We start from the raw sequence: 24,795 nt of genomic DNA on the forward strand, positions 1-24,795 counted from the left end.
TCCCCGACCGGCTGACGGGCCTGCCGCCCGCACTTGACGACGCTTCCGTCCCGAAGAAGTCTGTGGCGCGGCGCACGTGCGCCGGGACCCCGCCGACGAGGGCGGGGCCGGACGGGAGGACGAGGGTTGAAGACCAAGGGCGCGATCCTGTGGGGTGTCGGCGAGGAGTGGTCGGTCGAGGAGATCGAGCTGGGCGATCCCAGGGAGGGTGAGGTCCAGGTCCAGGTGGCCGCGTCGGGGCTCTGCCACAGCGACGAGCACCTGGTCACCGGTGGCACGCCGGTCGCCTTCTACCCGGTCATCGGCGGCCACGAGGGCTCGGGCATCGTGACCAAGGTCGGCCCGGGCGTGACGGGGCTGCAGGAGGGCGACCACGTCGTCACCGCGTTCATCCCCGCGTGCGGGCAGTGCCCGCCGTGCTCGAAGGGGATGCAGAACCTCTGCGACCTCGGCGCCAACCTGCTGGCCGGGACGGCCATCTCCGACGGCAGCTACCGCGTGCAGGCGCGCGGCAAGGACGTCATCCCCATGTGCCTGCTGGGCACCTTCTCCCCCTACATCACGGTGCACCAGGCGTCGGTGGTGAAGATCGAGCCGGACATCCCGCTGGAGATCGCCGCGCTGGTCGGCTGCGGCGTCACCACCGGCTGGGGCTCGGCCACCAAGGTCGCCGACGTCCGGCCCGGGGAGAACGTCGTCGTCATGGGCGCCGGCGGCGTGGGCATGAACGCCGTCCAGGGCGCCGCGGCGGCCGGGGCCAAGCGCGTCATGGTCATCGACCCGGTGGCGCGCAAGCGCGAGTGGGCGATGGAGCTGGGCGCCACGCACACCTTCGAGTCGGCCGAGGAGGCCACCGAGAAGGTCAACGAGCTGACCTGGGGCCGGATGGCCGACAAGACGATCATCACCGTCGGCGACATCCAGGGCGAGGACGTCCAGGCCGCGCTGACCCTCACCGGCAAGGGCGGCCGCGCCGTCGTCACCGGCATGGGCAACGCCGCCAACACCGACGTCAAGCTCAGCCTGTTCGAGCTGACCCTGCTGCAGAAGGACCTGCAGGGCGCCATCTTCGGCGGCCTGGCCCCGCGGGCGGCGATCCCCGAGCTGCTGAGCCTCTACCAGGAGGGGCAGCTCAAGCTCGACGAGCTGGCCACCACGAAGTACGCGCTCGAGGACATCAACCAGGGCTACCAGGACATGCGCGACGGCAAGAACATCCGCGGGATGGTCGTCTACACCGACGCCGACCGCTGAGCCGTGCACCCGGGCCCGCCGGCACCACGCCGGCGGGCCCCGGTGCGTCTCAGCCCCGCAGCTCGGGGAAGTCGGTGTCGGCGTAGTCGGTGCCGGTGCCCCGCGGCGCCGCCTCCTCCTCGCGCTGCCGCAGCTCGACCCGGCGGATCTTCCCCGAGATCGTCTTGGGCAGCTCCGCGAACTCCACCCGCCGCACCCGCAGGAACGGCGCCAGCCGCTCGCGGGCGTGCCGCAGCACCGCCAGCGCCGTCTCCGGCCCGGGCTCCCAGCCCGGCGCCAGGGTGACGTAGGCCTTGGGCACCGCCAGCCGCACCGGGTCGGGCACCGGGACGACGGCGGCCTCCACCACCGCCGGGTGCTCGATCAGCACGCTCTCCAGCTCGAACGGGCTGATCTTGTAGTCGCTGGCCTTGAACACGTCGTCGGTGCGCCCGACGTAGGTGATGTAGCCGTCGGCGTCCCGGGTCGCGACGTCGCCGGTGTGGTAGTACCCGCCGGCCATCGCCTCGGCCGCCCGCTCCGGGTCGCCCTGGTAGCCGGTCATCAGGCTCAGCGGCCGCTGCGAGAGGTCCAGGCAGATCTCGCCGTCGTCGCCCTGCTGCCCGGTGACCGGGTCGACCAGCACCACCGGCACGCCCGGCAGTGGCCGGCCCATCGAGCCCGGCCGCACCTCGGCACCGGCCGGGTTGCCCACCGACGCCGTCGTCTCGGTCTGGCCGTACCCGTCGCGCAGGGTGAGCCCCCAGTGCCGGCGCACCTGCTCGATGACCTCGGGGTTGAGCGGCTCGCCGGCGGCGATGACCTCCCGCAGCTGCCCGGGCCCGCCCGACAGGTCGGCCTGGATGAGCATCCGCCACACGGTCGGCGGCGCGCAGAACGTGGTGATCCCGGCCTTGCGGACGCGGGTGAGCATCGCGGTGGCGTCGAAGCGCCTGTAGTTGGCCAGGTAGACGGTCGCCTCGGCCGCCCACGGCGCGAAGAAGCAGCTCCACGCGTGCTTGGCCCAGCCCGGCGAGCTGATGTTGAGGTGCACGTCACCGGGCTGCACGCCCAGCCAGTACATCGTCGACAGGTGCCCGACCGGGTAGCTGACCTGGGTGTGCTCGACCAGCTTGGGCCGGCTGGTGGTGCCGCTGGTGAAGTACAGCAGCAGCGGGTCGCCGGGCTCGGTGCCCGGGTGGCCGAGCGGCGCGTCCGGCGCGCCGGCGGCGTCGGCGTAGGGCGCCCAGCCGGCGGCCTCCCCGCCGACGACCACCCGTCCGTAGTCGCCCGGGACGTCGGCGAACTTGCCGGCCTCGGCGACGTCGGCGACGACGTGGCGGGCGCCGGTGCGGCCGATGCGGTCGGTCAGGTCGGCCGGCGGCAGCGCGGTCGTGGTCGGCATGATCACCGCGCCGAGCTTCATCACGGCGAGCATGGACTCCCACAGCTCGACCCGGTTGCCGAGCATGAGGACGACGCGGTCGCCGCGCCGCACGCCGCGCTCGCGCAGCCACGCGGCCACCTGGTCGGAGCGGCGGGACAGCTCGGCGAACGACCAGCGGCCCTCGCTGCCGTCGTCCTCGCTGATGACCAGGCCGGGCCGGTCGACGCCGCGGGCGACCTCGTCGAACCAGTCGACCGCCCAGTTGAACGGCCCCTCGATCACCGGCCAGCGGAACTCGGCCGCCGCCCTCACGGGGTCGCCGCGCAGCGCGAGCAGCTGGTCGCGGGCGGCGCGGTAGGCGGAGGTGGCGGTGCCGGGCATCGGCGGCTCCTCGTCGGGCGGGGTGCGGACCGGTGCATGGTCCGCCCGGCTCCCGGCGCGCCGCCACCCCCGTTCGCGCCGGTCGGCCGGAGGGCCGCCGGGGCCGCCGGGCGCCCCGGTGACCTGCGGTAACGTGACCCCGGTCACGAGCGTCGCCGCCGAGCGAGGAGGTCTGAGCGTGTCCCTGCCGGCAGCCGCGCGCCCCGACGACCGCGACGCGCTGCGCGCCGCCGTCCGGGAGGTCCGCGCGGGCTCGGGGATGAGCGTGGCGTTCGCCGGCCCGGTGGGCAGCGACAGCGTCCGCATCGAGGAGATCGTCGGCGCGCGCACCCGCTACCTGCGGGGGCTGGACGTGCGCTCCGGCGCGGGGCTGGGCGGCCGGGTGCTGCGGGAGGGCCGGCCGGCCGGCGTCGAGGACTACTCCAGCGCGCTGGACATCACCCACGACTACGACGGCCCGGTGCTGGCCGAGGGGCTGTGCACGGTCGCCGCCGCGCCGGTGCTGGTCACCGGCCGCCCGCGGGCGGTGCTCTACGCGGCCAGCAGGGAGAACGGGTCGGTGGGCGACCGGGTGCGCGACGCGCTGGGCCGGGCGGCGGCGCGGATGGCCGCCGAGCTCGCCGTCCGCGACGAGGTGGACCGCCGGCTGGCCCTGATGGCCGCGGCGTCCTCCGGCCCGCCGGCCGACGCGGACCCGGCCCGGTGGGAGGAGGTGCGCGCCGTGCACGCCGACCTGCGGCTGGCCGCCCAGGCCACCGAGGACGCCGCGCTGCGCGACCGGCTGCTGGCCGCCTGCACCCGGCTGGCGGCGCTGGGCGGGAGCCGCGAGGAGTCCGGGCCGGGACCGGCCGTGCCGGTGCACCTGTCCGGCCGCGAGGTCGACGTGCTCACCCAGGTGGCGCTGGGCTGCAGCAACCGCGAGGCGGCCGCCCGGCTGTCGCTGCGCCCGGAGACGGTGAAGAGCTACCTCGGCTCGGCGATGACCAAGCTCGACGCGCACACCCGCCTGGAGGCCGTCGTCCGCGCGCGCCGGCTCGGCCTGCTGCCCTGACGGCGGCTCAGCGCCGCACGCGGGCCAGGGCGGCGCGGGCGTCGTCGTCGAGGCGGCGCACCAGCTCGCCGGCGGGCAGCGGCTCGACCAGGCGGTGGGCCTGCCCGGCCCACATGTTGACCCCGCCGGCGTCCCCGGCCGCTCGGGCGGCGGCGCGCAGCGGCGTGGTCAGGTGGTGCACCTGCGGGTAGGCCGACGGCGCGGCCGCGGAGTGCTCGGTGAGGAAGCGGTTGACCAGCCCGCGGGCGCGCCGCCCGCTGAAGGCGCGGGTCAGCGCGGTCGCCCCGACGGCGGTGAGCGCCTCGCGGTGCGCCGGGGAGGTGCCGGCCTCGGGGCAGGCCAGGAACGCCGTCCCGAGCTGGGCGGCCTCCGCGCCGGCCACGAGCACCGCGGCCACCGAGGGCCCGTCGACCAGCCCGCCGGCGGCGACCATCGGCAGGTCCGCGGCCCGGGCGACCAGCCGCAGCAGCGCCAGCAGCCCGTACTCCCCCGCCCCGTCGTCGTCGCGGAAGCCGCCGCGGTGCCCGCCGGCCTCGACGCCCTGCACGACGAGGGCGTCCGCGCCGACGTCGCGGGCGGCCACCGCCTCCTCCGGGGTGGTGACCGTGACCAGCACCAGCGCGCCGGCGTCGTGCAGCGTCGCGACGACGTCCGGGCGGGGCAGGCCGAAGGTGAACGACACCACCGGCACCCGCTCCTCGACGCAGACGGCGACCTTGGCCTCCCACGCGTCGTCGTCGTCGTACCGCGGGTCGCCGAGCTCGACGCCCCACCGGTCGGCCTCGGCCCGCAGCTCGGCGGCGTAGCGGCGCACCGCCTCGTCGTCGGCGCGGGGCCCGGGCAGGAAGACGTTGACGCCGACCCGCGCCCCCGTCATCCCCCGGACGGCGCGGACGTCGTCGCGGACCGCCTCCGGCGTGCGGTAGCCCGCGGCCAGGAAGCCGAGCCCGCCGGCCTCCGACACCGCGGCCGCCAGGGCCGGCGTGGACGGCCCGCCGGCCATCGGCGCCTGCACGACCGGTCGGGTCAGCTCGAGCACCACGCGGCCATCCTCACCCCAGCAGGCGGGTGAGCGCCGGGCCGAGGTCGCGCACCGTGCGCACCATCTGCGCCGTCCCCCCACCGCGGGCGGCCAGCGACCGGGCGGCCTCCTCGGCCTCGGGCGTGGGCAGCGGGCAGAGCACGTGCAGCCGGTCGAACCCGCCGAGCGCGGACTCCGGCGGGTCGCCGGTGGTGTGCAGGCAGTCCGACAGCAGGACGACGACCCGCTCGTCGGCGACCTCGGCGGCGAGCTGCTGGCGCGCGGCGCGCAGCGCACCGGCGAGGTCGGTCATCCCGTGGCCGCGCAGGGTCAGCAGGTGGGTGACGACGTCCTCGGCGGCCCGGCGCTGCCCCTGCCGCTGCACCACCTCGACCTCGCGGCCGAAGGTGATCAGGCTGGTGTGCAGCCGCTCGTCGCCGGTGAGCACGACACCGGCCGCGGCGACCGCGGCGATCGCCACCCCCAGGCCGGTCATCGAGCCGGAGGTGTCCACGGCCAGGCACACCGCCCGCCGGAGCCCGGTCCAGCGGCGGGTGACCAGGTCGCCGGGCTGCAGCGGGGTGCCGAGGTCCCAGCGGTCGAGGGTGCGGTCGAGGTCGAGGTCGCCGTCCCCGCGCCGGTCGGGCACCAACCGGCGGGTGCCGCGGGTGCGGGTGCGGCCCACCCGCCCCACCTGCAGGAACACCCGGCCGGCCAGCCGCCGGGCCGCCGCGCGCAGCTCCCGGTCGGTGGCGGCGGCGAGGTCGGTGAGCAGCGCGGCCGCGGCGTCGGCGTCCTCGGCCATCAGCGCGGCGAAGGCCTCCTCGTCGAGCTCCCCGACCTCGGGGCTGACCTCCTCGAAGGCCTCGTGCCGGGCGGCCATCTCCCGGCGGCTGGTCTGCCGGCGCGTGCTGCCCCCGCCGCGGCGGTCGCGGCGCAGCGAGGACGCGGAGTCAGGGCCCGCCGGGGACTCCGGCGGGCCCTCACCTTTTCCCGAGCCGTCCCCGGGGTCGGGCTCGGCGGGCGGGGGGTCCTGCTCGTCGGGCGGGGGTGGGCCGGTCTCGGGCCAGACGTCGTCGAGGATGTCGTCGATGACCGCCTCGGGGGTCCGCTCGACGCCGTCGGCGACGCGGATCCGGCCCGACAGCGCGGCGTAGGCGGCGTCCCGGGCGGTCTCGCGGGCGCCCTCGGCCCCCAGGCCCGACTGCCCGCGCACGTCGAGCAGCCCGCCGAGCAGCAGCACGAGGTCGGTGGCGCCGCGCACCGAGGAGCCCATCCGGACGTCGCGGTGCTCGCGCGAGGCACGCACCAGCCGGACGGCCAGGCCGATCAGCGCCGGCGGCGCCCCGGTGACCGCGCCGACGATCGCCCGCTCGGCGGCGGCGTCCTGGTAGCCGAGCACGACGCGGCACATGCGGTCGGCAATCGCCTGCCCGACCCGCGCGGTGCCGATGGCGTCGAACGGGTTCATCGCGGCGATCAGCCGGAACCCCGCCGCCGCCCGCACGTGACCCAGCCGCGGCACGGTGATCTCGCCCTCGGTGAGCACCGTGATGAGGACGTTGAGCGTCTCCTCGGGGATCCGGTTGAGCTCCTCGAGGTAGAGCAGCCCGTGCCCGCGCATCGCCGTCAGCAGCGGCCCGTCGGTGAAGCTCTCGGGCACGTACCCCTCGGCGAGCACGGCGGCGGGGTCGTACTGGCCGATGAGGCGGGCCGGCGTCAGCTCGGCGTTGCCCTCGACGAAGACGACCTCCTGGCCGGCGTCGGCGGCGATGGCGCGCAGCAGCGTCGACTTGCCCGTGCCCGGCGGCCCCTCGAGGACGACGTGCCGGTTGGTGCGCAGCGCGACGGCGAGCACCTCGCGCTCCCGCTGCAACCCGATGACCGGGTGCGGCGCGGTCGGGTTCCCCACGCGGTTCCTCCCTCGGCTCCTGCCTCGACGGCGGACGGCGAGGCCTGCACACCGGCCCGTGCGGACCAGTGTGCAGGCCTCGGGGAGGTCAGGCCGGGGTGCCCTCCAGCGGCGGGGTGTCGAACACGATCACGCCGCGGATGTTCTTGCCGTTGACCAGGTCCTCGTAGCCCTCGTTGACCTGGTCGAGGGTGTAGGTCTTGGTGATCAGCTCGTCGAGCTTGAGGTCGCCCGACTGGTAGAGCTCGATCATCTTCGGGATGTCGTGGAACGGGTCGCCGGAGCCGAACAGGCTGCCCTTGACCGTCTTCTCGAACAGCGTGAGCAGCGAGCTGCTCAGCTCGATGTTGTTCTTCGTCGGGTCGGCCAGGCCGGTGATGACCGCCGTGCCGCCCTTGCGGATGGTGTTGACCGCGTCGGTGACCACCTTGGCGTCGACCACGCCGACGGTGATGATCGCCTTGTCCGCCCCGACGCCGCGGGTCAGCTCCTGGACCAGCTCCTGGGCCTCCTCGGCGGTCTCGCAGCTGTGCGTGGCGCCCAGCTGCTCGGCGGCCTCCCGCTTGTTGGGCAGCGGGTCGACGGCGATCACGTTGCGCGCCCCGGCCAGCGCCGCGCCCTGCACGCTGTTGATGCCGATGCCGCCGATGCCGTAGATGACGATCGTGTCGCCGGGCTCGGTGGCCGCCGCGTGCACCGCGGACCCCCAGCCGGTCGGCACGCCGCAGCCGATGAGCACGACCTTGTCCAGCGGCAGGTCGGGGTCGACCTTCACCGCGGAGTTCTCGCTGATCACGGCGCGCTCGGAGAACGTGCCGAGCATGCACATGCCGCCGTAGTCGTTGCCCTCGGCGTCGTGGAAGCGGAACGTGCCGTCGGGCAGGTTGCCCACGAGGATCGACGCGCCCATGTCGCAGAGGTTCGACTTGCCCGTCGAGCACCAGCGGCAATGGCCGCAGACCGGCAGGAACGAGCAGACGACGTGGTCGCCGGGCTGCAGCCGGGTGACGCCCGGCCCGACCTTCTCGATGATCCCGGCGCCCTCGTGGCCGCCGACGATCGGGAACTGCGGGACGATGTCGCCGTGCCGCAGGTGCTCGTCGGAGTGGCACAGGCCGGCGGCGACGTAGCGGATGAGCACCTCGCCGGCCTTCGGCTCGTCGAGCTCGAGCTCGGTGATCTCGAACGGCTGCCCGGTGTCGCGCAGCACCGCTGCCCTGGTCTTCATCGACCCTCCCGTCCTCGGCCGCCGCGGCTCGACGGCACGTCCTCGGTCCGGCCATCGTTCGGCCGCCGGTGTGACGGGGGCCACCCCCGGACGGGGGTGGCCCGGGGTGGGGACCTCAGCGGCGGCGGGGCAGGACCCGGCGGGCGTCCCCGGCCCGCGCCGCGTCCAGGGGCACCGCGCTGGTGAGCACGGCCGGCCCCAGCCGCAGCACGCCGTCGGTCAGCGGCGCGCACCGCACGCCACCGCGGCCGCGCAGCCCGCGGTGCGCGCCGGGCGCGAGCACGGTGTCCAGCCAGGCGCACGGGTGGGCCGGGCGGCCGCCCTGCAGCAGCACCACGCCCTCCCCGCAGTCGAGGGCGAACCGCTCACCGCGCAGCGCCTCGACCTCCGCCCCGCGCAGGACGACGTTCCGGCGGGCCAGCAGCGGGTCGAGCGGGCCGGTGCCCAGCTCGGCGGCCAGCGCCTCGACCGACTCGGCGGCCAGCACGGTGACGGCGGCGTCCCGGTGCGCGGGCCGGCCGGCGTAGCGGTCCCCCACAATCCCGTGCCCGGCGCGCACCTCGACCCGCGCGACCCGGTCGCCGTCCTGGGCCGGGACACCCCCGCCGGGCCGCCCGTCGTAGCGGTGCACCGGCGAGACCAGCAGTCCCACCACCTCGACGTCGCAGGTGAACGGCAGGTCGGCACTCACCTCCCACTCCCCGTGATCATCGGCAGGTGGACGCCCGGCACGCCGGCCGCGACGACCACACGCCGATGACCACGGCGGGTCGTCGGGGTCCGGGAGACCTCGTCACCGTTCCGCGGTGCGGTGGATGGGCCCCTCGGTGCCGGTCAGCCGCTCCCCCGACCCGCCCCAGCGCCCGGCGATGATCTCGGCGGCGATGGAGACGGCCGTCTCCTCGGGGGTGCGGGCGCCGAGGTCGAGGCCGATGGGCGAGGAGAGCCGGGTCAGCTCGTCCTCGGTCAGCCCGGCCTCGCGCAGCCGGTCCAGCCGCTCGTCGTGGGTGCGCCGCGACCCCATCGCGCCGACGTAGGCCACCGGGAGCCGCAGCGCCACCTCCAGCAGCGGCACGTCGAACTTCGGGTCGTGGGTGAGCACGCAGAGCACCGTGCGCTCGTCGATCCGGCCGGCGTCGACCTCGGCCTGCAGGTAGCGGTGCGGCCACTCGACGACGACCTCGTGCGCGTCGGGGAACCGGCGGGCGGTGGCGAACACCGGCCGCGCGTCGCACACGGTCACCCGGTAGCCGAGGAAGGCCCCGACCCGGGCGACGGCGGCGGCGAAGTCGATGGCGCCGAACACCACCATCCGAGCGGGCGGGGCGAACGAGGAGACGAACAGGGTCAGCTCGTCGCCGCGCCGCTCGCCGTCGTGGCCGTAGGTCAGCGTGCCGGTGCGACCGGCGGCGAGCATGCCGCGGGCGTCGTCGGCGACGGCGTCGTCGAGGCGCTGCAGCCCGAGGGAGCCGGAGCTGCGGTCGGGCCAGAGCACCAGCCGCCGGCCGATCCGGTCCTCCGGCCCGCGCACCACGGTGACGACGGCGACCGGCTCGTGGCGGCCCACCGACTCGGCGATCTCGCCCAGCTCGGGGAAGGACTCGCGCGACACCGGCTCGACGAAGACGTCGAGGATGCCGCCGCAGGTCAGGCCGACGGCGAAGGCGTCGTCGTCGCTCACGCCGTAGCGCTCCAGCGTCGGGACGCCGGTCTCGACGACGTCCTTGGCCTCCTCGTAGACCGCCCCCTCGACGCAGCCGCCGGACACGCTGCCGACCGCGGTGCCGTCGGGTCCGACCAGCATGGACGCCCCGGCCGGCCGCGGCGCCGAGCGCCAGGTGGCCACCACCGTCCCCATCCCGACCGTCTCCCCGGCCTGCCACCAGCCGACCAGGTCGTCGAGCACGTCACGCACCGTCGTCCACCTCTCTGTCGCCCGCCTGCTCAGGCACGGGAGATCACCCCCGACAACTCCTCGAAGGCCGCCAGGCTGTGCCCGGCGACGAACGCGTCGACCGAGGGCAGCGCGGCCTGCATCCCCGCGGTGAGCGGCTCGTAGCCGTCCCGGCCCTTGTGCGGGTTGACCCAGACCACGGCGTGCGCCAGCCGTCGCAGCCGCGCCATCTGCTCGCCCAGCAGGTCGGCGCTGCCGCGCTCCCAGCCGTCGCTGCACACGACGACGACGGCTCCCCGGGCGGTGCCGCGCTGGCCCCAGCGGTCGAGGAAGGCCTTGAGCACCTCGCCGAGCCGGGTGCCGCCGGACCAGTCCGGGATGGCCTCGCCGCTGGCGGTCAGCGCGCGGTCGGGGTCGCGCAGCCGCAGCTCGCGGGTGACGCGGGTGAGCCGGGTGCCCACGGTGAAGACCTCGGTCGAGGCCGGCCGGGCGCGCACCGCCGCGTGCGCGAAGCGCAGCAGCGCGTCGGCGTAGGGCGCCATGGACCCGGAGACGTCGACCAGCAGGACCACCCGCCGGGGCCGGGGCCGCGCCCGCCGGTGCAGCAGCCGGGTGACCTCCCCGCCGTCGCGCAGCGCCCGCCGCACGGTCCGCGAGGCGTGCACCGAGCCGTGCGGGGCGGCGCGGCGGCGGCGGGACGCGCGCATCGGCGTCGCCGGCACCAGCAGCGCGAACAGCCGGCGCAGGTGCTCCCGCTCGGCCGGCGTGAGGTCGGCGACGTCGCGGTGCCGCAGCACCTCCTGGCCGCTGGCCTGCGCGGCCAGGTCCGGGCTGTCCTCGCCCTCCTCGCCGGTGCCCGTGCCGGCGTCCAGCGGCGCGGAGGAGGCGAGCGTGGGCGGCTTCTGCGCCGCGGGGGTGGTCCGCCGGGGCGCCTCGCCGCCGAAGTACGCGGCGAAGGCGGCGTCGTAGCGGTCGAGGTCGTCGGGCCCCGCGCACAGGGTCAGCCGGCCGGCCCAGTAGACGTCGGTCGGGTCGAGGACGTCGAGCGCGGCGACCGCCGAGAGCATCGCCTCCACCCGGTCCGGTGAGGCCGCGACCCCGGCCGCCCGCAGCGTCCGCGCGAACCCGAGCACGACGCCGACGACGTCCCGCTCAGCCGCCACCGAACAGCGCTCCGCGGGCGAGCGAGTGCACCCGGTCGGTGTCCTCGCGGTACTTGAGCACCGCCCCGAGCGTGCGCGCGGCGAGGTCGGGGTCGAGGTCGCGCGCGCCGAGGGCGTGCAGCGCGGTGGCCCAGTCCATCGCCTCGGCCACGCCGGGGGGCTTGAGCAGGTCGAGCGTGCGCAGCTTCGCCGCCGCCCGGGCCACCTCGCGCGCCAGCTGCTCGGTCACCTGCGGCAACCGGGTGCGCAGGATGGCGACCTCGCGGTCGAAGTCCGGGTGCTGCAGCCAGTGGTAGAGGCAGCGGCGCTTGAGCGCGTCGTGCACCTCGCGGGTGCGGTTGGAGGTGAGCACCACCAGCGGCGGGACCTCCGCGCGCACGGTGCCGAGCTCCGGGATGGAGATGGTGAAGTCCGACAGCACCTCGAGCAGGAAGGCCTCGAACTCGTCGTCGGCGCGGTCGACCTCGTCGACCAGCAGCACGCTGGGGGAGTCCTCCAGGGCCTGCAGCAGCGGGCGGGCCAGCAGGAAGCGGCGGTCGTAGAGGGAGGCCTCCAGCCGCTCGGTGTCGCCGGTGGCGTGCGCGGCCTCGGCGGCGCGCAGGTGCAGCAGCTGGCGGCCGAAGTCCCAGTCGTAGAGCGCCTGGCTGGCCTCGAGGCCCTCGTAGCACTGCAGCCGGTAGACCGGGCGGCCGGTGACCTCTGCCAGCGCCCGCGCCAGTGCCGTCTTGCCGACCCCGGCCTCCCCCTCCAGGAACAGCGGCCGGCGCATGACCAGGGCCAGGTAGGCGGCGGTCGCCAGCCCCTCGTCGGGCAGGTACCCGGTGTCCCGCAGCGCGGCGGCCAGCGCGTCGGGCCCGTCGAACGGGACGCCGGGCGCGGACGACGGGGCAGCCGTGGTCTCGGTCACGCCGCGAGCATCCCACCTCCGGGACGGGGGGACCCACCGCCGGTCGGGCAGGTGCCCGCCCGCTCACGGCGCGACGGCCGGCCGGAGGAGGTCCTCCGGCCGGCCGTCGCGGTCAGGTGGTGGGCGTCCCTCCCGCAGGAGGGGGCGCTCAGCGCCCGATCTTGCCGTCGTTGTCGCGGTCGAGGGCGTCCTTCGCCTTCTGCACCAGACCGCGGTCGTCGCGACCCGTGGTCCCGGTGCCCGCGACGCCGGTCGTGCCGCCGTCGACCTCGATCTGCTCCTTGCGGACGTCGCCGCTCACGGTCTCCTGACCGGTCACGGTCTCGGTGTCCAGGCGGACGCGCTCGACAGGGGTGGCCTCCTTGGAGACGACGGGACGCTCGGCGTGCAGCGTGACCTCGTGCTCCTCCTCGGAGATGGTCGGGCCGTCCATGGCGTTGGGCATGTTCGACTCGGTGATCGGCTCGCGCTCGACCCGGACCTCCTCGCGCGAGACCGGCACGGTCTCGGTCACGTTCTCGGTCACGACGTACTTGCGCAGCCGCGCCCGGCCGACCTCCTCGCGGCGGGTGCCCACCTCGAGGTGCTCCTCCGAGCGGGTCATCGCGTTGTCGGTCGTCGGGCCGGAGGTGTCGCGGCCGACAGTGCCGGCGCGGTTCTCCATCCGGTCCGGGATGCCGTCGCGGTCGCGGTCGCCCACGGTCCCGGTGGTGCCCGCGGCCATCCCGGCGGTGCCGGTGCCCGCGGTGGTCAGGTCCTGGTCACCGCGGGTCTGGTCCATCGAGTAGGTGCCCGCGGTGCCGGTGTCCGTGGTGCCGCGGCCCGTGGTCTGCGTGGTGGTCTGGCCCGTCGTCTGCGTGCCGGAGCCGTAGCCCACGCCGTAGTACCGGTACAGCTCCTGCTCCTCCTGCGGGGAGAGGTGGCCGTCGGTGTCGATCTTCGGGGCGTCCTTGACCTGGGCCTTGCTCACGTGCACGCGCAGGCCGTCGTTGGTCAGGTCCGCCTCGCGGAGGGGGACGAAGGACTCCTTGGTGCCGAACAGACCGGTGCGCACCGTGGCCCACTCCGGCTGACCCGTCTCGTCGTCCAGGTAGACCTCCGAGACGGAGCCGATCTTGTCGCCGGAGTCGTCGTAGACGTCCTGTCCGATCACGCGGCTGATGGTGTCGGTGCCGATCATCGTCGTTCTCGCTCCCATCTGAGCTCTGGTGTTTCGGTCGTGTGGATGGGTGACCAGGGAGGACGCCCCGAAACGGACGGAGTCGATCTCTTCGGGCGGCGACGCCGGGTGACCGCCGTCGCCGACGCGCGGAGACCGTCCCGGCGGTCGGTTGGTCACGGCGTCCGCGCAGGTCAGTGCGGCGCCGAGCAGATCCGGACGACGTCGTCCGCCGTCCGACGCGTCGTCACGCGCCGCGAGGACCCTGCCGCCCGGGCGTGTCGTGCACCGGGCACGGCGCGCCGCCACCACGTGGCCGCCGTCATCGGCTCTCCTGGGGAGGTGCCGCCCCGCTCGCCCTACGACGACCTGGTGCACCCGCGCACGGTGAGGAAGCCGCCGCCGCAGGTGGCCGCCGAGCGCGACCTCGTCGTCGAGGACCCCAGCTCGGGGTTCGTCGGTGCCGTCGTCCGCTGCGAGAAGGACGTCGTCCACCTCGAGGACCGCTTCGGGCGCGTCCGCGCCTACCCCCTGGGCCCGGGCTTCTGGGTCGACGGGCGGCCGGTCGCGCTGGTGCGGCCGACGCCGAAGGGCCCGGTGACGCCCACCCGCAGCGCGTCCGGGTCCACCTACGTCGCCGGGGCGCGGGCCCGCGTCGCCCGCGAGGGCCGCGTCTACGTCGAGGGCAAGCACGACGCCGAGCTGGTCGAGAAGGTCTGGGGCCACGACCTGCGCATCGAGGGCGTCGTCGTGGAGCCGCTGCACGGCGTCGACGACCTGCCGGGCATCGTCCGCGACTTCCGGCCCTCGGAGGGACGGCGGCTGGGCGTGCTGGTCGACCACCTGGTCCGCGGGTCGAAGGAGTCGCGGATCGCCGAGCAGGTGACCGGCGAGCACGCGCTCGTCGTCGGCCACCCGTTCATCGACATCTGGCAGGCGGTCAAGCCCTCCGTCGTCGGCATCCGCGCGTGGCCGACCGTGCCGAAGGGTGAGGACTGGAAGACCGGCGTCTGCCGCCGGCTGGGCTGGGAGGACGACACCGGCTACGTCTGGGCGCAGCGCATCCTGGCGCGCGTCCGCACGTGGACCGACCTCGAGCCCGCGCTGATCGGCCGCGTCGAGGAGCTCATCGACTTCGTCACCCAGGACTGACGCCCGTCCGCCTCCCGTCGAGATCGCGCAATCTCGACCGCTGTGCCGCCCGGGACGGGCGAGATCACGTGATCTCGCCCGTCCCGGGCGCGGGAGGTCAGCGGGGCACGTAGTCGAAGGTGTCCGGGTCGGGGCCGGTGCGCTCGCCGCGGTCGAGGCCGGTGAGGGCGGCCATGTCGCCGGTGTCGAGCTCGAAGTCGAACAGCGCGAAGTTCTCCTCGACCCGGCTGCGGGTCACCGACTTCGGGAAGACGACGTCGCCGCGCTGCACGTGCCAGCGGAGCACGACCTGCGCCGGCGTGCGGCCCGTCTTCTCGGCGATGCGGGTGACCACCGGGTCGCCGAGCACCTTGCCCTGGGCGATCGGCGACCAGGCCTCGGTGACGATCTCGTGGTCGGCGTCGAAGGCCCGCACCTCGTCGTTGGCGAGGTAGGGGTGCACCTCGATCTGGTTGACCGCCGGGCGCAGCTCGCTCTCGGCGAAGAGCCGCCGCAGGTGGTGCGGGTTGAAGTTGGAGACGCCGACGGCGCGGCACCGGCCGCTCGCGTAGATCTCCTCCATCGCCTTCCACGTCTCGACGTAGTCGACGTCGATCGTGGGCAGCGGCCAGTGGACGAGGAACAGGTCGAGCTGGTCGAAGCCGAGGTCGGCCAGCGTCTGGTCGAAGGCGCGCAGCGCGTCGTCGCGGCGGTGGAAGCCGTTGTTGAGCTTGCTGGTGACGAACACCTCCGACCGGTCGACGCCGGACTCGCGGACCGCCTGGCCGACCTCCTTCTCGTTGCCGTACATCTCGGCGGTGTCGATGTGCCGGTAGCCGACCTCGAGCGCGGTGCGGGTCGCCTCGACGGTCTCCTCCGGCGGGATCTGGTACACGCCGAAGCCCAGCTGCGGGATCTCGACGCCGTTGTTCAGGCGGATGGTGGGCACGGTGGCCACGGGCTCTCCCTCTCGGTCGTGGACGGTGGGCGGCGCGCCACTCCATGGCGCGCCAGGCTCCCCGTCCTGCGCGGCTACCCGCCGACCGCGTCCCCAACCCGTGACACGGGTCCCTCGACCGCGGCCGCCGGGCGGCGGCGCAGCAGCGGCGCCCCGGCCAGGGCGATGAGCGCGGCCGCGGCGGCCGCCAGCGCCGGGACGGCGAAGGCCCGCTGGGCGCCCCACGCGTCGACGGCGGCACCGGCCAGCGCCGAGCCCGCGGTGACACCGAGGGTCAGCCCGGTGTTGGTCCAGGCCAGCGCCTCGGTGAGCGCCGACCGCGGCACCCGCGACTCGGCCAGCGACGCCCCCGACACCAGCACGGGCGCGACGGCGAGCCCGGCGAGGAAGCCGGCGCCGACCAGCAGCGGCAGCGAGGAGACCGTCCACAGCGCCTGGGCGGCCAGCCCGAAGGCGACGGCGGTGACGAGGAAGCGGGCGGCCAGCGAGCCGCGCAGCCGGGCGACGCCGTAGGCCAGGCCGGCCAGCAGGCTCCCCCCGGCGTAGAGCGCCAGCGCCAGGCCCGCGAGCGCCGGCGCGCCGACCGACTCGGCGAACCCCACGACCACGACGTCCATGGCGCCGAAGACGGTGCCCACCCCGAGGTAGGCGGCGCACACGACGAGCACCGCGGGGGTGAGCGCGGCCGTCCGCCGCCGCGCCGGTCCGGCGGTGTCCGGCACGACCGGCGGCTCGGTGCCGCGCTGCCGGGCCAGCCAGACCCCGCCGACCGTGCCGAGCACGATGCCGGTGGTGAAGCCGGCGGCCGGCGCCACGAGGGTGCCGAGCACGGTGACCAGCGGCGGGCCGACGACGAACACCACCTCGTCGACGACGGCCTCGAAGGCGAAGGCGGTCTGCCGGCGCTCGGCGTCGGCCAGGGCGGCCGCCCACCGGGAGCGCACCATCGCGCCGATGTTGGGCAGGCTCGCGCCGGTCAGCGCGGCGAGCAGGAACCAGCTCCAGGTGGGCGCGTCGCCGACGACGACGGCCACCAGCGACAGGCCGGTGACCAGGTAGGCGGCCATGGCGCGGCGCAGCACGGCGCCCTGCCCGCGGCGGTCCATGGCCCGCGACCACAGCGGCCCGGCGACGGCGGCGGAGAGCGCCAGCGTCCCGGAGACGGCGCCGGCCAGCGCGTAGCTGCCGGAGTAGCCCTCGACGAGCAGCACGGCGCCCAGGCCCAGCATGGGCAGCGGCAGCCGCGCGACCCAGCCTGCGAGGGAGAACCAGGCCGAGCCCGGGACGGCGGTGAACAGGTGGGCGTACGGCCCGAGGACGGGGCGCAGCACGGTGCGGGGTGACACGGGTTCTCTCGCGCTTCCTGGCCACAGGCGAGTGCGGGGGTGCCCGCCGGACCCTCGGGTGGCGTCCTCGACGGTAGCCAACCGGCCGGTCCGGCGTCGTGCCGGTTTCCGCGGTGCCCGCGTGTCGTCCCGCTGGTACATGAAAGTTCATGCACTCTGGGTGACGTCCCGCACACCGTCCGAAGGAGCCCCGTGGCCCCCTCCCCGCGGCAGCACCGCCCGCTGCCCCTCCGCCTCCTGCTGGTCCTGCTGCTCGCGCTGACCGCCCTGCTCGTCCCCGGCACTGCGTGGGCCGGCAGCGACGACGGCGCCGGCGAGGGGGGCGGCGCCGGCGGCGACTTCTCCGTCACCGTCAACGGCCGGACCTACAACCCCGCCGCCGGTCGCGAGACCCGCCTGCAGGGCGTGACGCCGACCGGGCCGATCGTCGTCCGTGGCACGCACGTCACCTACAGGATCGACCCGGCGACGCTGGGTGTCTACGACTACACGCTGACCGGCGCGCCGAGCCCGGAGCGCATGGTCACCGCCCCGACCGTCGTGTTCGCCGCCAAGGTCCCCGTCCTCACCGCGACCCAGCTCGGTGGCGTCCGGATCAGCGACCTGCGCCTGCGCGACGACGTCCTGGTCACCGAGTTCAGCACCGCCGCCGGCAAGTTCAAGGTCCAGTCGAAGGACGCCCCGCAGGGCGGCATCTTCCAGATGGAGCAGGAGTTCGGCACCGCGGTCGAGTTCGTGCACACCCTCGGCACCGGCCTCTACTACTTCGTCAACCCGTACACCGGGAAGGTCAACTTCGGCGACGGCGTGGCCGCCGACGCCACGCACCAGATGCTCCTGGGCAAGGACAGCCCGCAGGTGGCCACGAAGCTCGCCCAGACGGCCACCTCGACCCGCTGGTCGGTCGCCTCCGGCGGCCGCATGGGCGGCGTGCTCGGCGAGGACTCGGTCGAGCTGTCGGCCGGCGCCACCAACTGCACGACCGACTGCCAGGCGCAGAACCGCATCCAGGGCTCGGTGCCGGTGCCGCCGGACCCGATCGCCCCCACCCCGATCGGCTGAACCACCCACCGGCGTGCAACGTCGGTGCAGCACTCCGCATCCGCGGACGCGGCGGGAAGACCCCGTCGCGTCCGCGGATGCGGCGTCTCCGGGCCCGTCCGGCGCAGCTCGGCGACGCGATCGGGTTCCGCCACTACATTCGCAGGCGTGAGCGCGACCCCCCTCCCCGACCCCCGGACCCGTCCCTCCGACGGCGCCCCGGCCGGCGTCGCGCCCGGGACCGGCGGGCTGGTCGACCGGCACGGCCGGGTGGCCACCGACCTGCGCGTCTCGCTGACCGACCGCTGCAACCTGCGCTGCACCTACTGCATGCCGCCCGAGGGGCTGCAGTGGCTGCCCAAGGTCGAGCAGCTCACCGACGACGAGGTCGCCCGGCTGGTCCGCATCGGCGTCGAGGAGCTCGGCATCCGCGAGGTCCGCTTCACCGGCGGCGAGCCGCTGCTGCGCCCGGGACTGGTCGGCATCGTCGCCGCGGCCACCGCGCTCGCGCCCCGGCCCGAGGTCAGCCTCACCACCAACGCCATCGGCCTGGCGCGCGTCGCCCCCGCCCTGGCCGATGCCGGCCTGGACCGCATCAACGTCAGCCTCGACACCCTCGACCGCGAGCGGTTCCGGCAGCTGACCCACCGCGACCGGCTCGACGACGTCCTCGCCGGGCTGCGGGCCGCCCAGGACGCCGGGCTCACGCCGGTCAAGGTCAACGCGGTCCTGCTGCGCGGCATCAACGAGGCCGACGCCGTCCCCCTGCTCGACTTCTGCCTCGAGCACGGCTACCAGCTGCGCTTCATCGAGCAGATGCCGCTGGACGCCCACCACGCGTGGACCCGCGGCGAGATGGTGACCGCGGAGGACATCCTCGAGCGGCTGTCGGCCGCGCACGACCTCACGCCCGACACCGAGGAGCGGGGGTCGGCTCCCGCCGAGCGCTGGCTGGTCGACGGCGGGCCGGCCACGGTCGGGGTGATCGCCTCGGTCACCCGCTCCTTCTGCGGCACCTGCGACCGCACCCGGCTCACCGCCGACGGCCAGATCCGCAACTGTCTGTTCGCCCGCGAGGAGTCCGACCTGCGGACGGCGATGCGCGAGGGCGCCAGCGACGCCGAGCTGGCCGACCGCTGGCGGATCGCCACGCTGGCCAAGCTCCCCGGCCACGGCATCGACGACCCGAGCTTCCTGCAGCCGAGCCGGCCGATGTCGGCCATCGGCGGCTGAGCCCCGTGGCCGGGACCGTCACCGTCCGCTACTTCGCCGGCGCCCGCGCGGCCGCCGGCGTGGACACCGAGACCCGCGCGGCCGGCACGCTCGAGGAGCTGGTCGGCGCGATGGTCGCGGCCCACGGCGAGCGGCTGGGGAAGGTGCTCACCGCCTGCTCGTTCCTGGTCGACGGGACGCAGACGCGCGACCGCGCGGTGCCGCTGTCGCCCGGGGCCACGGTCGACGTGCTGCCCCCCTTCGCGGGAGGATGACCGTCCGCCTGTGAGCAGGCCTGCCCGTCCGAACCCCTCCTCCCCCCGGGTCGCGCCGTGATCGAGTGGCTGCTGGTCCTCGTCGGCGTCCTGCTCGTCCTGGCCTGCGCCGGCTTCGTGGCCTTCGAGTTCTCCCTGGTCACCGTCGACCGGGCCACCGTCGAGCGGGAGGCCGCCGCGGGTGTGCGCGGGGCGCCGGGCGTGCTCGCCGCGCTGCGCACGCTGTCCACGCAGCTGTCGGGCGCCCAGCTCGGCATCACCGTCACCAACCTGGCCATCGGCTTCGTGGCCGAGCCCTCCATCGCGGCGCTGCTGCGCGGGCCGCTGGAGTCGGTGGGCCTGTCCGGCGCCGCGGCCCGGTCGGTCTCGATCACCCTCGCCCTGGTGCTGGCCACCGTGCTCACCATGGTCTTCGGCGAGCTGGTGCCCAAGAACGTGGCGATCAGCGAGCCGCTGCGCACCGCGAAGGCGGTCGCGGGCTTCCAGGGCGGCTTCACCCGCGCCACCGCGCTGGTCATCCGGCTGCTCAACGGCTGGGCCGACGTCCTGCTGCGCCGGCTCTTCGGTGTCGAGCCCCAGGAGGAGCTGGCCTCGGCCCGCTCCCCGGAGGAGCTGACCTCGCTGGTCCGCCGCTCGGGCCGGCAGGGGACGCTGCCGGCCGAGACGGCGGTGCTGCTGGAGCGCGGCCTGGCCTTCGGTGAGCTGCGCGCCAGCGACGCCGCCACCCCGCGCACCCGGATGACCACCGTGGACGCCGGGGCGCCGGTCGCCGCGGTGCTCACCGTCGCCCGCGAGTCGGGTCACTCGCGCTTCCCCGTGGTCACTCCCGCCGGGGTCGACGACGTGGTGGGGATGGTGCACGTGAAACACGCCCTCGCCGTCGCCCGCGACCGGCGGGAGGACACCCCCGTGTCGGCGGTGATGCTGCCGGCGCTGTTCGTGCCGACCTCGCGCCGCCTCGACGACCTGCTCGGTGACCTGCGCCGGGGCGGCCTGCAGATGGCCGTCGTCGTCGACGAGTACGGCGGCACCGACGGCGTGGTGACCGTCGAGGACCTCGTCGAGGAGCTGGTCGGCGACCTCAGCGACGAGCACGACACCGAGACCGGGGACGCCGTCGTCGACCGCGGCGACGGGACCTGGTCGGTGTCGGGCCTGCTGCGCCCCGACGAGGTCGCGGCGGCCACCGGCCTGGCCGTCCCGTCCGACCGGCACTACGAGACCCTCGGCGGCCTCGTGCTGCACGTGCTGGGCCGCATCCCCGACGTCGGCGACCGGATCGAGGCGCGGCCCACGCTGCCGCCCGAGCTGGCCGCCGAGGCCGAGGGCCTGCCGGCCGGGGTGTGGGTGCAGGTCGAGCGGGTCGACGGCACCCGCGTGGAGCGGGCCGTCGTCGGCGGCCTGCCCGCGACGTCCGGCGACGAGCAGGAGGACGACCGTGGGTGACTGGGTCGGCGTCCTCGTCGCCGTCGTGCTGCTGCTGGCCAACGCGTTCTTCGTCGGCGCGGAGTTCGCGCTGATCTCCGCGCGCCGCTCGTCGATCGAGCCGCTGGCCGAGGCCGGCTCGCGCCGCGCCCGGACGACGCTGGCGGCGATGGAGCGGGTGTCGCTGATGATGGCCGGCGCCCAGCTCGGCATCACCGTCTGCTCGCTGGGCCTGGGCGCCATCGGTGAGCCCGCGGTCGCGCACCTGCTCGAGCCGGTGTTCGCGCTGCTGTCGGTGCCCGAGGCGCTGGTGCACCCGATCGCCTTCGTCCTCGCGCTCACCCTCGTCGTGGCGCTGCACGTGGTGATCGGCGAGATGGTGCCCAAGAACCTGGCGCTGGCCGGACCCGACCGCGCGGCGCTGGCGCTGGCCCCGCCGCTGGCCGCCGTCGTCACCGTCCTCAAGCCGGTCATCGTCGCCCTCAACGCGCTGGCCAACGGCGCGCTGCGGCTGCTGCGGGTGCAGCCCCGCGACGAGGTGGCCAGCGCCTTCACCCGCGACGAGGTGGCCGGCCTCATCGACGAGTCGCGGGCCGGCGGCCTGCTCGACGAGCGCGGCCACGAGCTGCTCACCGGCGCGCTGGGTCTGGAGGACCGCGACACCCGCTCGGTGCTCATCCCGCGGGCGGCGCTGACCGTCGTCGCGCCGGGCGACGGCACCGCCGCCGTCGAGCGGGCGGCCGCGGCGACCGGTTTCTCCCGCTTCCCCGTGGCCGACGGCGACCGGCTGCTCGGCTACGTGCACGTCAAGGACGTGCTGGTGCCCGACGGCGCCCCCGAGCCACGGGTCCGCGACATCACCCGCCCGCTGCCGCGGGTGGACGCCGCCGACGACCTGCGCCGCACCCTCGGCGTCATGCAGGCAGGGCGGGCCCAGTTCGCCGCGGTGGCCGACGGCGGCCGGGTGGTCGGCGTGGTGGCCCTGGAGGACATCCTGGAGGAGCTCGTGGGCGAGATCCGCGACGCCGCCCACCGGGACTCGGCGACCCGGAACACCGAGAGGACGGGAGCACGATGAGCTTCATCGACAAGGCGAAGGCCAAGGCGGAGGAACTGCTCGGCCGGGCCGAGGAGGTCTACGGCCAGTCGCACGGCGACGCCGCCGCCCAGGTGGCCGGGGAGGCGCACCGGCTGGAGGCGGAGGTGGAGCTGGAGGAGGAGCGCGCCCAGGAGGCCGCCCGCGGCTCCGGCACGCCCCGGCCGACCGACGAGGACGGCCGCACGGTCGGCTGACCGGCGCGGGGCTCAGCCGTCCGGGCGCGGGGCTCAGCCGTCCAGGCGCAGGGCTCAGCCGTCCAGGCGCAGGGCGACCAGGGCGACGTCGTCCTCGGGCCGGTCCTGCACCAGCCGCTCGATGAGCTCGTCGCAGAGCGCGCCGAGCGGGCGGTCGGCGAGCTGACGGGCCGCGGCCACCAGCCGGGCCATGCCCGCGTCGAGGTCGCTGCCGCGCCGCTCGACCAGCCCGTCGGTGTAGAGCAGGACCGTCGTCCCGGGTTCCAGGGCGATCCGCGACTCGGTCCGCGGGCCGGCCGGGTCGACGCCGAGCAGCAGGTCGCCGGGGCCCTCCGGCAGGGCGACCGGGGTGCCGCCGGGCCGCAGCAGCAGCGGCGGCAGGTGGCCGGCGTTGGACCAGCACATCCGCGTGCGCCCGGTCCCGGCGTCCTCCGGCAGCCGCTCGAAGCGGGCCACGGCGGCGGTGGCCAGCGTGTCGACGCCGAGGGTGGCCATCGCGCTGTCCAGCCCGCGCAGCAGCTCGGCCGGGCCGGCGTCGCTGTAGACGGCGATCCCGCGCAGCAGCGAGCGCAGCTGCCCCATCGCCGCGGCCGCCGCGGTGTCGTGCCCGACCACGTCGCCGATGACCAGCGTCGTCCCCCCGCCCGGCTGGGCGAAGGCGTCGTACCAGTCGCCACCGACCCGCGCGGCCTCGGCGGCCGGGGTGTAGCGCACCGCGATCCGGCCCAGCTCCGAGCGGCGCGGCCGGGTGAGCAGGCTGCGCTGCAACGCCTCGGCGAGCTGGCGCTGGCGGGCGAAGAGCCGGACGTTGTCGAGGGCCAGGCCCACCCGGCCGGCCACCTCGCGGGCGGTGAGCGGGTCGACCGGGCTGGCCCCGGCGAGGAAGGTGAGCGCGCCGATGACCCGCTCCCGGCCGGGCAGCGGCACGGCCAGCACCGCCGGCGTGCCCAGCGCGCGGTAGAGCGCGTGCGCCTCGGAGTCGGGCATGGCGGCCAGCACGTCGGCGCCGTCGGCGGCCACGGTCTGGCCGGCCAGCGCCCGCACCACCGGCGCCACCGCGGGCATGGCCGGCAGCCGCACCGCCGCGTACCGGGCCAGGACGTCGCGGAGGGCCGGGTCGCGGTGCCACGACCCCAGGTCGCGCGGGCGCCCCTCGTCGTCGAGGACGGTGAGCAGGCAGCCCTCGCCCAGCTCGGGCACCACCAGGCGCGGGATGCGGCGCACCGCCTCGGCCAGGTCCAGCGTGCCGGTCAGCTCGCCGCCGACCCGGGCCAGCAGCGCCAGGCGGTCCTGCGCGAGCCGGCGGTCGGTGACGTCGGAGAGGTAGAGCGCCAGGCCGCCGTCCAGCGGCACGGCGCGCACCTCGAACCAGCGGTCGAGCGGGGCCGGGTGGAAGGCCTCGACGGTCTGCGCGTGCCCGGTGGCCACCGCCTGGCGGTAGGCGTGGCCGAACTCGCTGTCGACGGTGGCCGGGAACGCGGCCCAGTAGTCGGTGCCGACCAGCTCGTCCCAGGTCCGGCCGAGGACGGCCTCACCGGCCGCGTTGACGTAGGTGACCCGCCAGTCCGCGTCGACGGAGAGGTAGCACAGGGGCATCGCCTCGAGGTGGGCGTCCCGCTGCGGCGCGACCACGGGCGTGCACCTCCCGTCGCTGCGGTGACGGCCGGAGAGCGCCCCACCCTCGGAGTCAGCGCCTGTTGTGCCACGGGCGTCCGACCCGGTCAAGCACCCGCGCCGCGGCGCACCACCGGACTCAGGGGCAGGCGACCCACTCCTCGGCGCCGTCGGTGAAGACCTGCCGCTTCCAGATCGGCAGCCGCTTCTTCACCTCGTCCACGAGCTCGGCGCAGGCGCGGAAGGCCTCGCCGCGGTGCGCGGCGCTGACCGCGCAGGCCAGCGCCACGTCGCCGATGCCCAGCAGGCCGACCCGGTGCGAGACGGCGACCGCGCGGACCCCGGGCCGGGCGGCGAACTCCTCGGCCAGCTCGACGACCACCTGCTCCGCCGTCGGGTGGCCGACGTACTCCAGCTCGGTCACCGACCGGCCGCCGTCGACGTCGCGGACGACGCCGGAGAAGGAGACGACGGCCCCGGCACCGCGGTCGGCCACCGCCTGCTCGTGCTCGGCGACCGACAGCGGCTCGTCGACGACTCGGGCGATCAGAAGGCCGGCGGTCACGGCGCCGAAGCTACCCCGCCGGGCGGCACGTCGAGGTCGACCGGGTCGGCCAGGCCGGTGCAGTCGACCTCGGTGACGGCGTGCGCGGCCAGGTAGCGGCGGGCGCCCTCGTCACCCGTGGCGGTGGTGGCCACCCCGGCCCAGTGCTCCCGGCCCAGGAGCACCGGGTGGCCGCGGACGCCGTCGTAGGTGGCGACGGCCAGCGCGTCGGGGGCGGCGTGCGCGGCGACCGTGCGCAGCGCCTCCGGCGTCATCCCGGGCATGTCCACGAGGGTGACCAGGGCGGCGTCGACCCGCCCCGGCCAGCCGCGCAGGCCGTCCAGGCCGGTGCGCAGGCTCGAGGCCATGCCGGTCTCCCAGTCGCGGTTGGCCAGCACGGTGGCGCCGTCGAGGTCGGCGGTGCGCCAGACGTCCACCGCCCGGGCGCCGAGGACGACGAGCACCGGGTCGCACACCGCCCGCGCCGTCCGCACCGCCCGCTCGACCAGCAGGCTGCCCCCGTACTCGACCAGGGCCTTGGGCATCCCGTAGCGGCGTCCCCCGCCCGCGGCGAGGACCAGACCGGCGACCGTGCTCACGCCCGCCAGCCTGTCACCGCG

General features: G+C 75.8%; 23 protein-coding genes. 9 read left to right on the top strand and 14 right to left on the bottom strand.

What is annotated here, in order from left to right:
• Positions 1–126 precede the first annotated feature (126 nt).
• Positions 127–1,254, top strand: coding sequence for an NDMA-dependent alcohol dehydrogenase (locus BLQ97_RS04825; protein WP_091363600.1), 1,128 nt, complete (start codon positions 127–129; stop codon positions 1,252–1,254).
• Between the two features lie 49 nt (positions 1,255–1,303).
• On the opposite strand, the gene BLQ97_RS04830 is transcribed toward BLQ97_RS04825, so the two are convergent.
• On the bottom strand, positions 1,304–3,001 hold the full coding sequence (locus tag BLQ97_RS04830; protein ID WP_091363989.1) for an AMP-binding protein: 1,698 nt from the start codon (positions 2,999–3,001) through the stop codon (positions 1,304–1,306).
• 178 nt (positions 3,002–3,179) lie between these two features.
• On the opposite strand from BLQ97_RS04830, the gene BLQ97_RS04835 reads away from it, so the two are divergent.
• Entirely contained in the window at positions 3,180–4,052 is an 873-nt protein-coding gene (locus BLQ97_RS04835) for a LuxR C-terminal-related transcriptional regulator (protein WP_245691811.1), read from the top strand.
• A gap of 7 nt (positions 4,053–4,059) precedes the next feature.
• Here BLQ97_RS04835 and BLQ97_RS04840 read toward each other — a convergent pair whose 3' ends face one another.
• The 8 genes from BLQ97_RS04840 to BLQ97_RS04875 form a co-directional block, all read right to left on the bottom strand.
• Positions 4,060–5,094 (bottom strand): nitronate monooxygenase, encoded by a 1,035-nt coding sequence (locus tag BLQ97_RS04840; protein ID WP_091363601.1) that lies wholly within the window; start codon positions 5,092–5,094, stop codon positions 4,060–4,062.
• A 10-nt stretch (positions 5,095–5,104) separates the two neighbouring features.
• On the bottom strand, positions 5,105–6,985 hold the full coding sequence (locus BLQ97_RS04845; RefSeq protein WP_091363603.1) for an AAA family ATPase: 1,881 nt from the start codon (positions 6,983–6,985) through the stop codon (positions 5,105–5,107).
• An 88-nt stretch (positions 6,986–7,073) separates the two neighbouring features.
• The gene (locus tag BLQ97_RS04850; protein ID WP_091363605.1) at positions 7,074–8,213 is read right to left on the bottom strand and encodes an NDMA-dependent alcohol dehydrogenase; all 1,140 of its coding nucleotides are present in this window, start codon (positions 8,211–8,213) and stop codon (positions 7,074–7,076) included.
• Positions 8,214–8,328: 115 nt separating this feature from the next.
• The gene (locus tag BLQ97_RS04855) at positions 8,329–8,904 is read right to left on the bottom strand and encodes an MOSC domain-containing protein (protein ID WP_091363606.1); all 576 of its coding nucleotides are present in this window, start codon (positions 8,902–8,904) and stop codon (positions 8,329–8,331) included.
• 102 nt (positions 8,905–9,006) lie between these two features.
• Positions 9,007–10,128, bottom strand: coding sequence for an XdhC family protein (locus BLQ97_RS04860; RefSeq protein ID WP_091363608.1), 1,122 nt, complete (start codon positions 10,126–10,128; stop codon positions 9,007–9,009).
• A 29-nt stretch (positions 10,129–10,157) separates the two neighbouring features.
• Positions 10,158–11,270, bottom strand: coding sequence for a vWA domain-containing protein (locus BLQ97_RS04865; RefSeq protein WP_091363610.1), 1,113 nt, complete (start codon positions 11,268–11,270; stop codon positions 10,158–10,160).
• On the bottom strand, positions 11,260–12,177 hold the full coding sequence (locus tag BLQ97_RS04870; RefSeq protein WP_091363612.1) for an AAA family ATPase: 918 nt from the start codon (positions 12,175–12,177) through the stop codon (positions 11,260–11,262). The genes BLQ97_RS04865 and BLQ97_RS04870 overlap by 11 nt, the downstream gene beginning before the upstream one ends.
• 148 nt (positions 12,178–12,325) lie before the next feature.
• Positions 12,326–13,330, bottom strand: coding sequence for a PRC and DUF2382 domain-containing protein (locus BLQ97_RS04875; protein ID WP_425402610.1), 1,005 nt, complete (start codon positions 13,328–13,330; stop codon positions 12,326–12,328).
• A gap of 348 nt (positions 13,331–13,678) precedes the next feature.
• Here BLQ97_RS04875 and BLQ97_RS04880 point away from each other — a divergent pair, with 348 nt between their 5' ends.
• Positions 13,679–14,488: a DUF3097 domain-containing protein gene (locus BLQ97_RS04880; protein ID WP_091363616.1), complete on the top strand. Its 810-nt coding sequence runs from the start codon at positions 13,679–13,681 to the stop codon at positions 14,486–14,488.
• A 97-nt stretch (positions 14,489–14,585) separates the two neighbouring features.
• Here BLQ97_RS04880 and BLQ97_RS04885 read toward each other — a convergent pair whose 3' ends face one another.
• Positions 14,586–15,425: an aldo/keto reductase gene (locus BLQ97_RS04885; RefSeq protein ID WP_091363618.1), complete on the bottom strand. Its 840-nt coding sequence runs from the start codon at positions 15,423–15,425 to the stop codon at positions 14,586–14,588.
• Between the two features lie 74 nt (positions 15,426–15,499).
• Complete coding sequence (locus BLQ97_RS04890) at positions 15,500–16,771, bottom strand: MFS transporter (protein ID WP_091363620.1); 1,272 nt, start codon at positions 16,769–16,771, stop codon at positions 15,500–15,502.
• A gap of 192 nt (positions 16,772–16,963) precedes the next feature.
• Between BLQ97_RS04890 and BLQ97_RS04895 the strand changes: the two genes are divergently transcribed.
• The 6 genes from BLQ97_RS04895 to BLQ97_RS04920 all read left to right on the top strand — a co-directional run bounded on the left by BLQ97_RS04895 (position 16,964) and on the right by BLQ97_RS04920 (position 22,017).
• On the top strand, positions 16,964–17,833 hold the full coding sequence (locus BLQ97_RS04895) for a hypothetical protein (RefSeq protein ID WP_091363622.1): 870 nt from the start codon (positions 16,964–16,966) through the stop codon (positions 17,831–17,833).
• Between the two features lie 147 nt (positions 17,834–17,980).
• The gene (gene moaA, locus BLQ97_RS04900; protein ID WP_091363624.1) at positions 17,981–19,045 is read left to right on the top strand and encodes a GTP 3',8-cyclase MoaA; all 1,065 of its coding nucleotides are present in this window, start codon (positions 17,981–17,983) and stop codon (positions 19,043–19,045) included.
• A gap of 5 nt (positions 19,046–19,050) precedes the next feature.
• On the top strand, positions 19,051–19,299 hold the full coding sequence (locus tag BLQ97_RS04905; RefSeq protein WP_091363626.1) for a MoaD/ThiS family protein: 249 nt from the start codon (positions 19,051–19,053) through the stop codon (positions 19,297–19,299).
• A 57-nt stretch (positions 19,300–19,356) separates the two neighbouring features.
• Positions 19,357–20,745, top strand: coding sequence for a hemolysin family protein (locus BLQ97_RS04910; protein ID WP_091363627.1), 1,389 nt, complete (start codon positions 19,357–19,359; stop codon positions 20,743–20,745).
• On the top strand, positions 20,738–21,802 hold the full coding sequence (locus BLQ97_RS04915; RefSeq protein WP_091363629.1) for a hemolysin family protein: 1,065 nt from the start codon (positions 20,738–20,740) through the stop codon (positions 21,800–21,802). Before BLQ97_RS04910 ends, BLQ97_RS04915 begins: the two co-directional genes overlap by 8 nt.
• On the top strand, positions 21,799–22,017 hold the full coding sequence (locus BLQ97_RS04920) for a hypothetical protein (protein ID WP_091363630.1): 219 nt from the start codon (positions 21,799–21,801) through the stop codon (positions 22,015–22,017). The genes BLQ97_RS04915 and BLQ97_RS04920 overlap by 4 nt, the downstream gene beginning before the upstream one ends.
• Before the next feature lie 54 nt (positions 22,018–22,071).
• Here the strand turns inward: BLQ97_RS04920 and BLQ97_RS04925 are convergent, their stop codons facing one another.
• From BLQ97_RS04925 to BLQ97_RS04935, 3 genes are all read right to left on the bottom strand, one after another.
• Entirely contained in the window at positions 22,072–23,649 is a 1,578-nt protein-coding gene (locus tag BLQ97_RS04925) for a SpoIIE family protein phosphatase (RefSeq protein WP_245691813.1), read from the bottom strand.
• A gap of 121 nt (positions 23,650–23,770) precedes the next feature.
• Positions 23,771–24,196 carry a molybdenum cofactor biosynthesis protein MoaE gene (locus BLQ97_RS04930; RefSeq protein ID WP_245691815.1) on the bottom strand — a complete coding sequence of 142 codons (426 nt, stop codon included), beginning with the start codon at positions 24,194–24,196 and terminating at the stop codon, positions 23,771–23,773.
• Positions 24,193–24,774 (bottom strand): nucleotidyltransferase family protein, encoded by a 582-nt coding sequence (locus BLQ97_RS04935; protein ID WP_091363632.1) that lies wholly within the window; start codon positions 24,772–24,774, stop codon positions 24,193–24,195. Before BLQ97_RS04935 ends, BLQ97_RS04930 begins: the two co-directional genes overlap by 4 nt.
• Positions 24,775–24,795 lie beyond the last annotated feature (21 nt).

The organism is Geodermatophilus telluris (assembly GCF_900102745.1).
Classification (GTDB): domain Bacteria; phylum Actinomycetota; class Actinomycetes; order Mycobacteriales; family Geodermatophilaceae; genus Geodermatophilus; species Geodermatophilus telluris.

Coding starts and splice junctions, on each gene's coding strand:
- BLQ97_RS04830 (WP_091363989.1), bottom strand. CDS start 3,001: ATGCCCGGCACCGCCACCTCCGCCTACCGCGCCGCCCGCGACCAGCTG.
- BLQ97_RS04850 (WP_091363605.1), bottom strand. CDS start 8,213: ATGAAGACCAGGGCAGCGGTGCTGCGCGACACCGGGCAGCCGTTCGAG.
- BLQ97_RS04920 (WP_091363630.1), top strand. CDS start 21,799: ATGAGCTTCATCGACAAGGCGAAGGCCAAGGCGGAGGAACTGCTCGGC.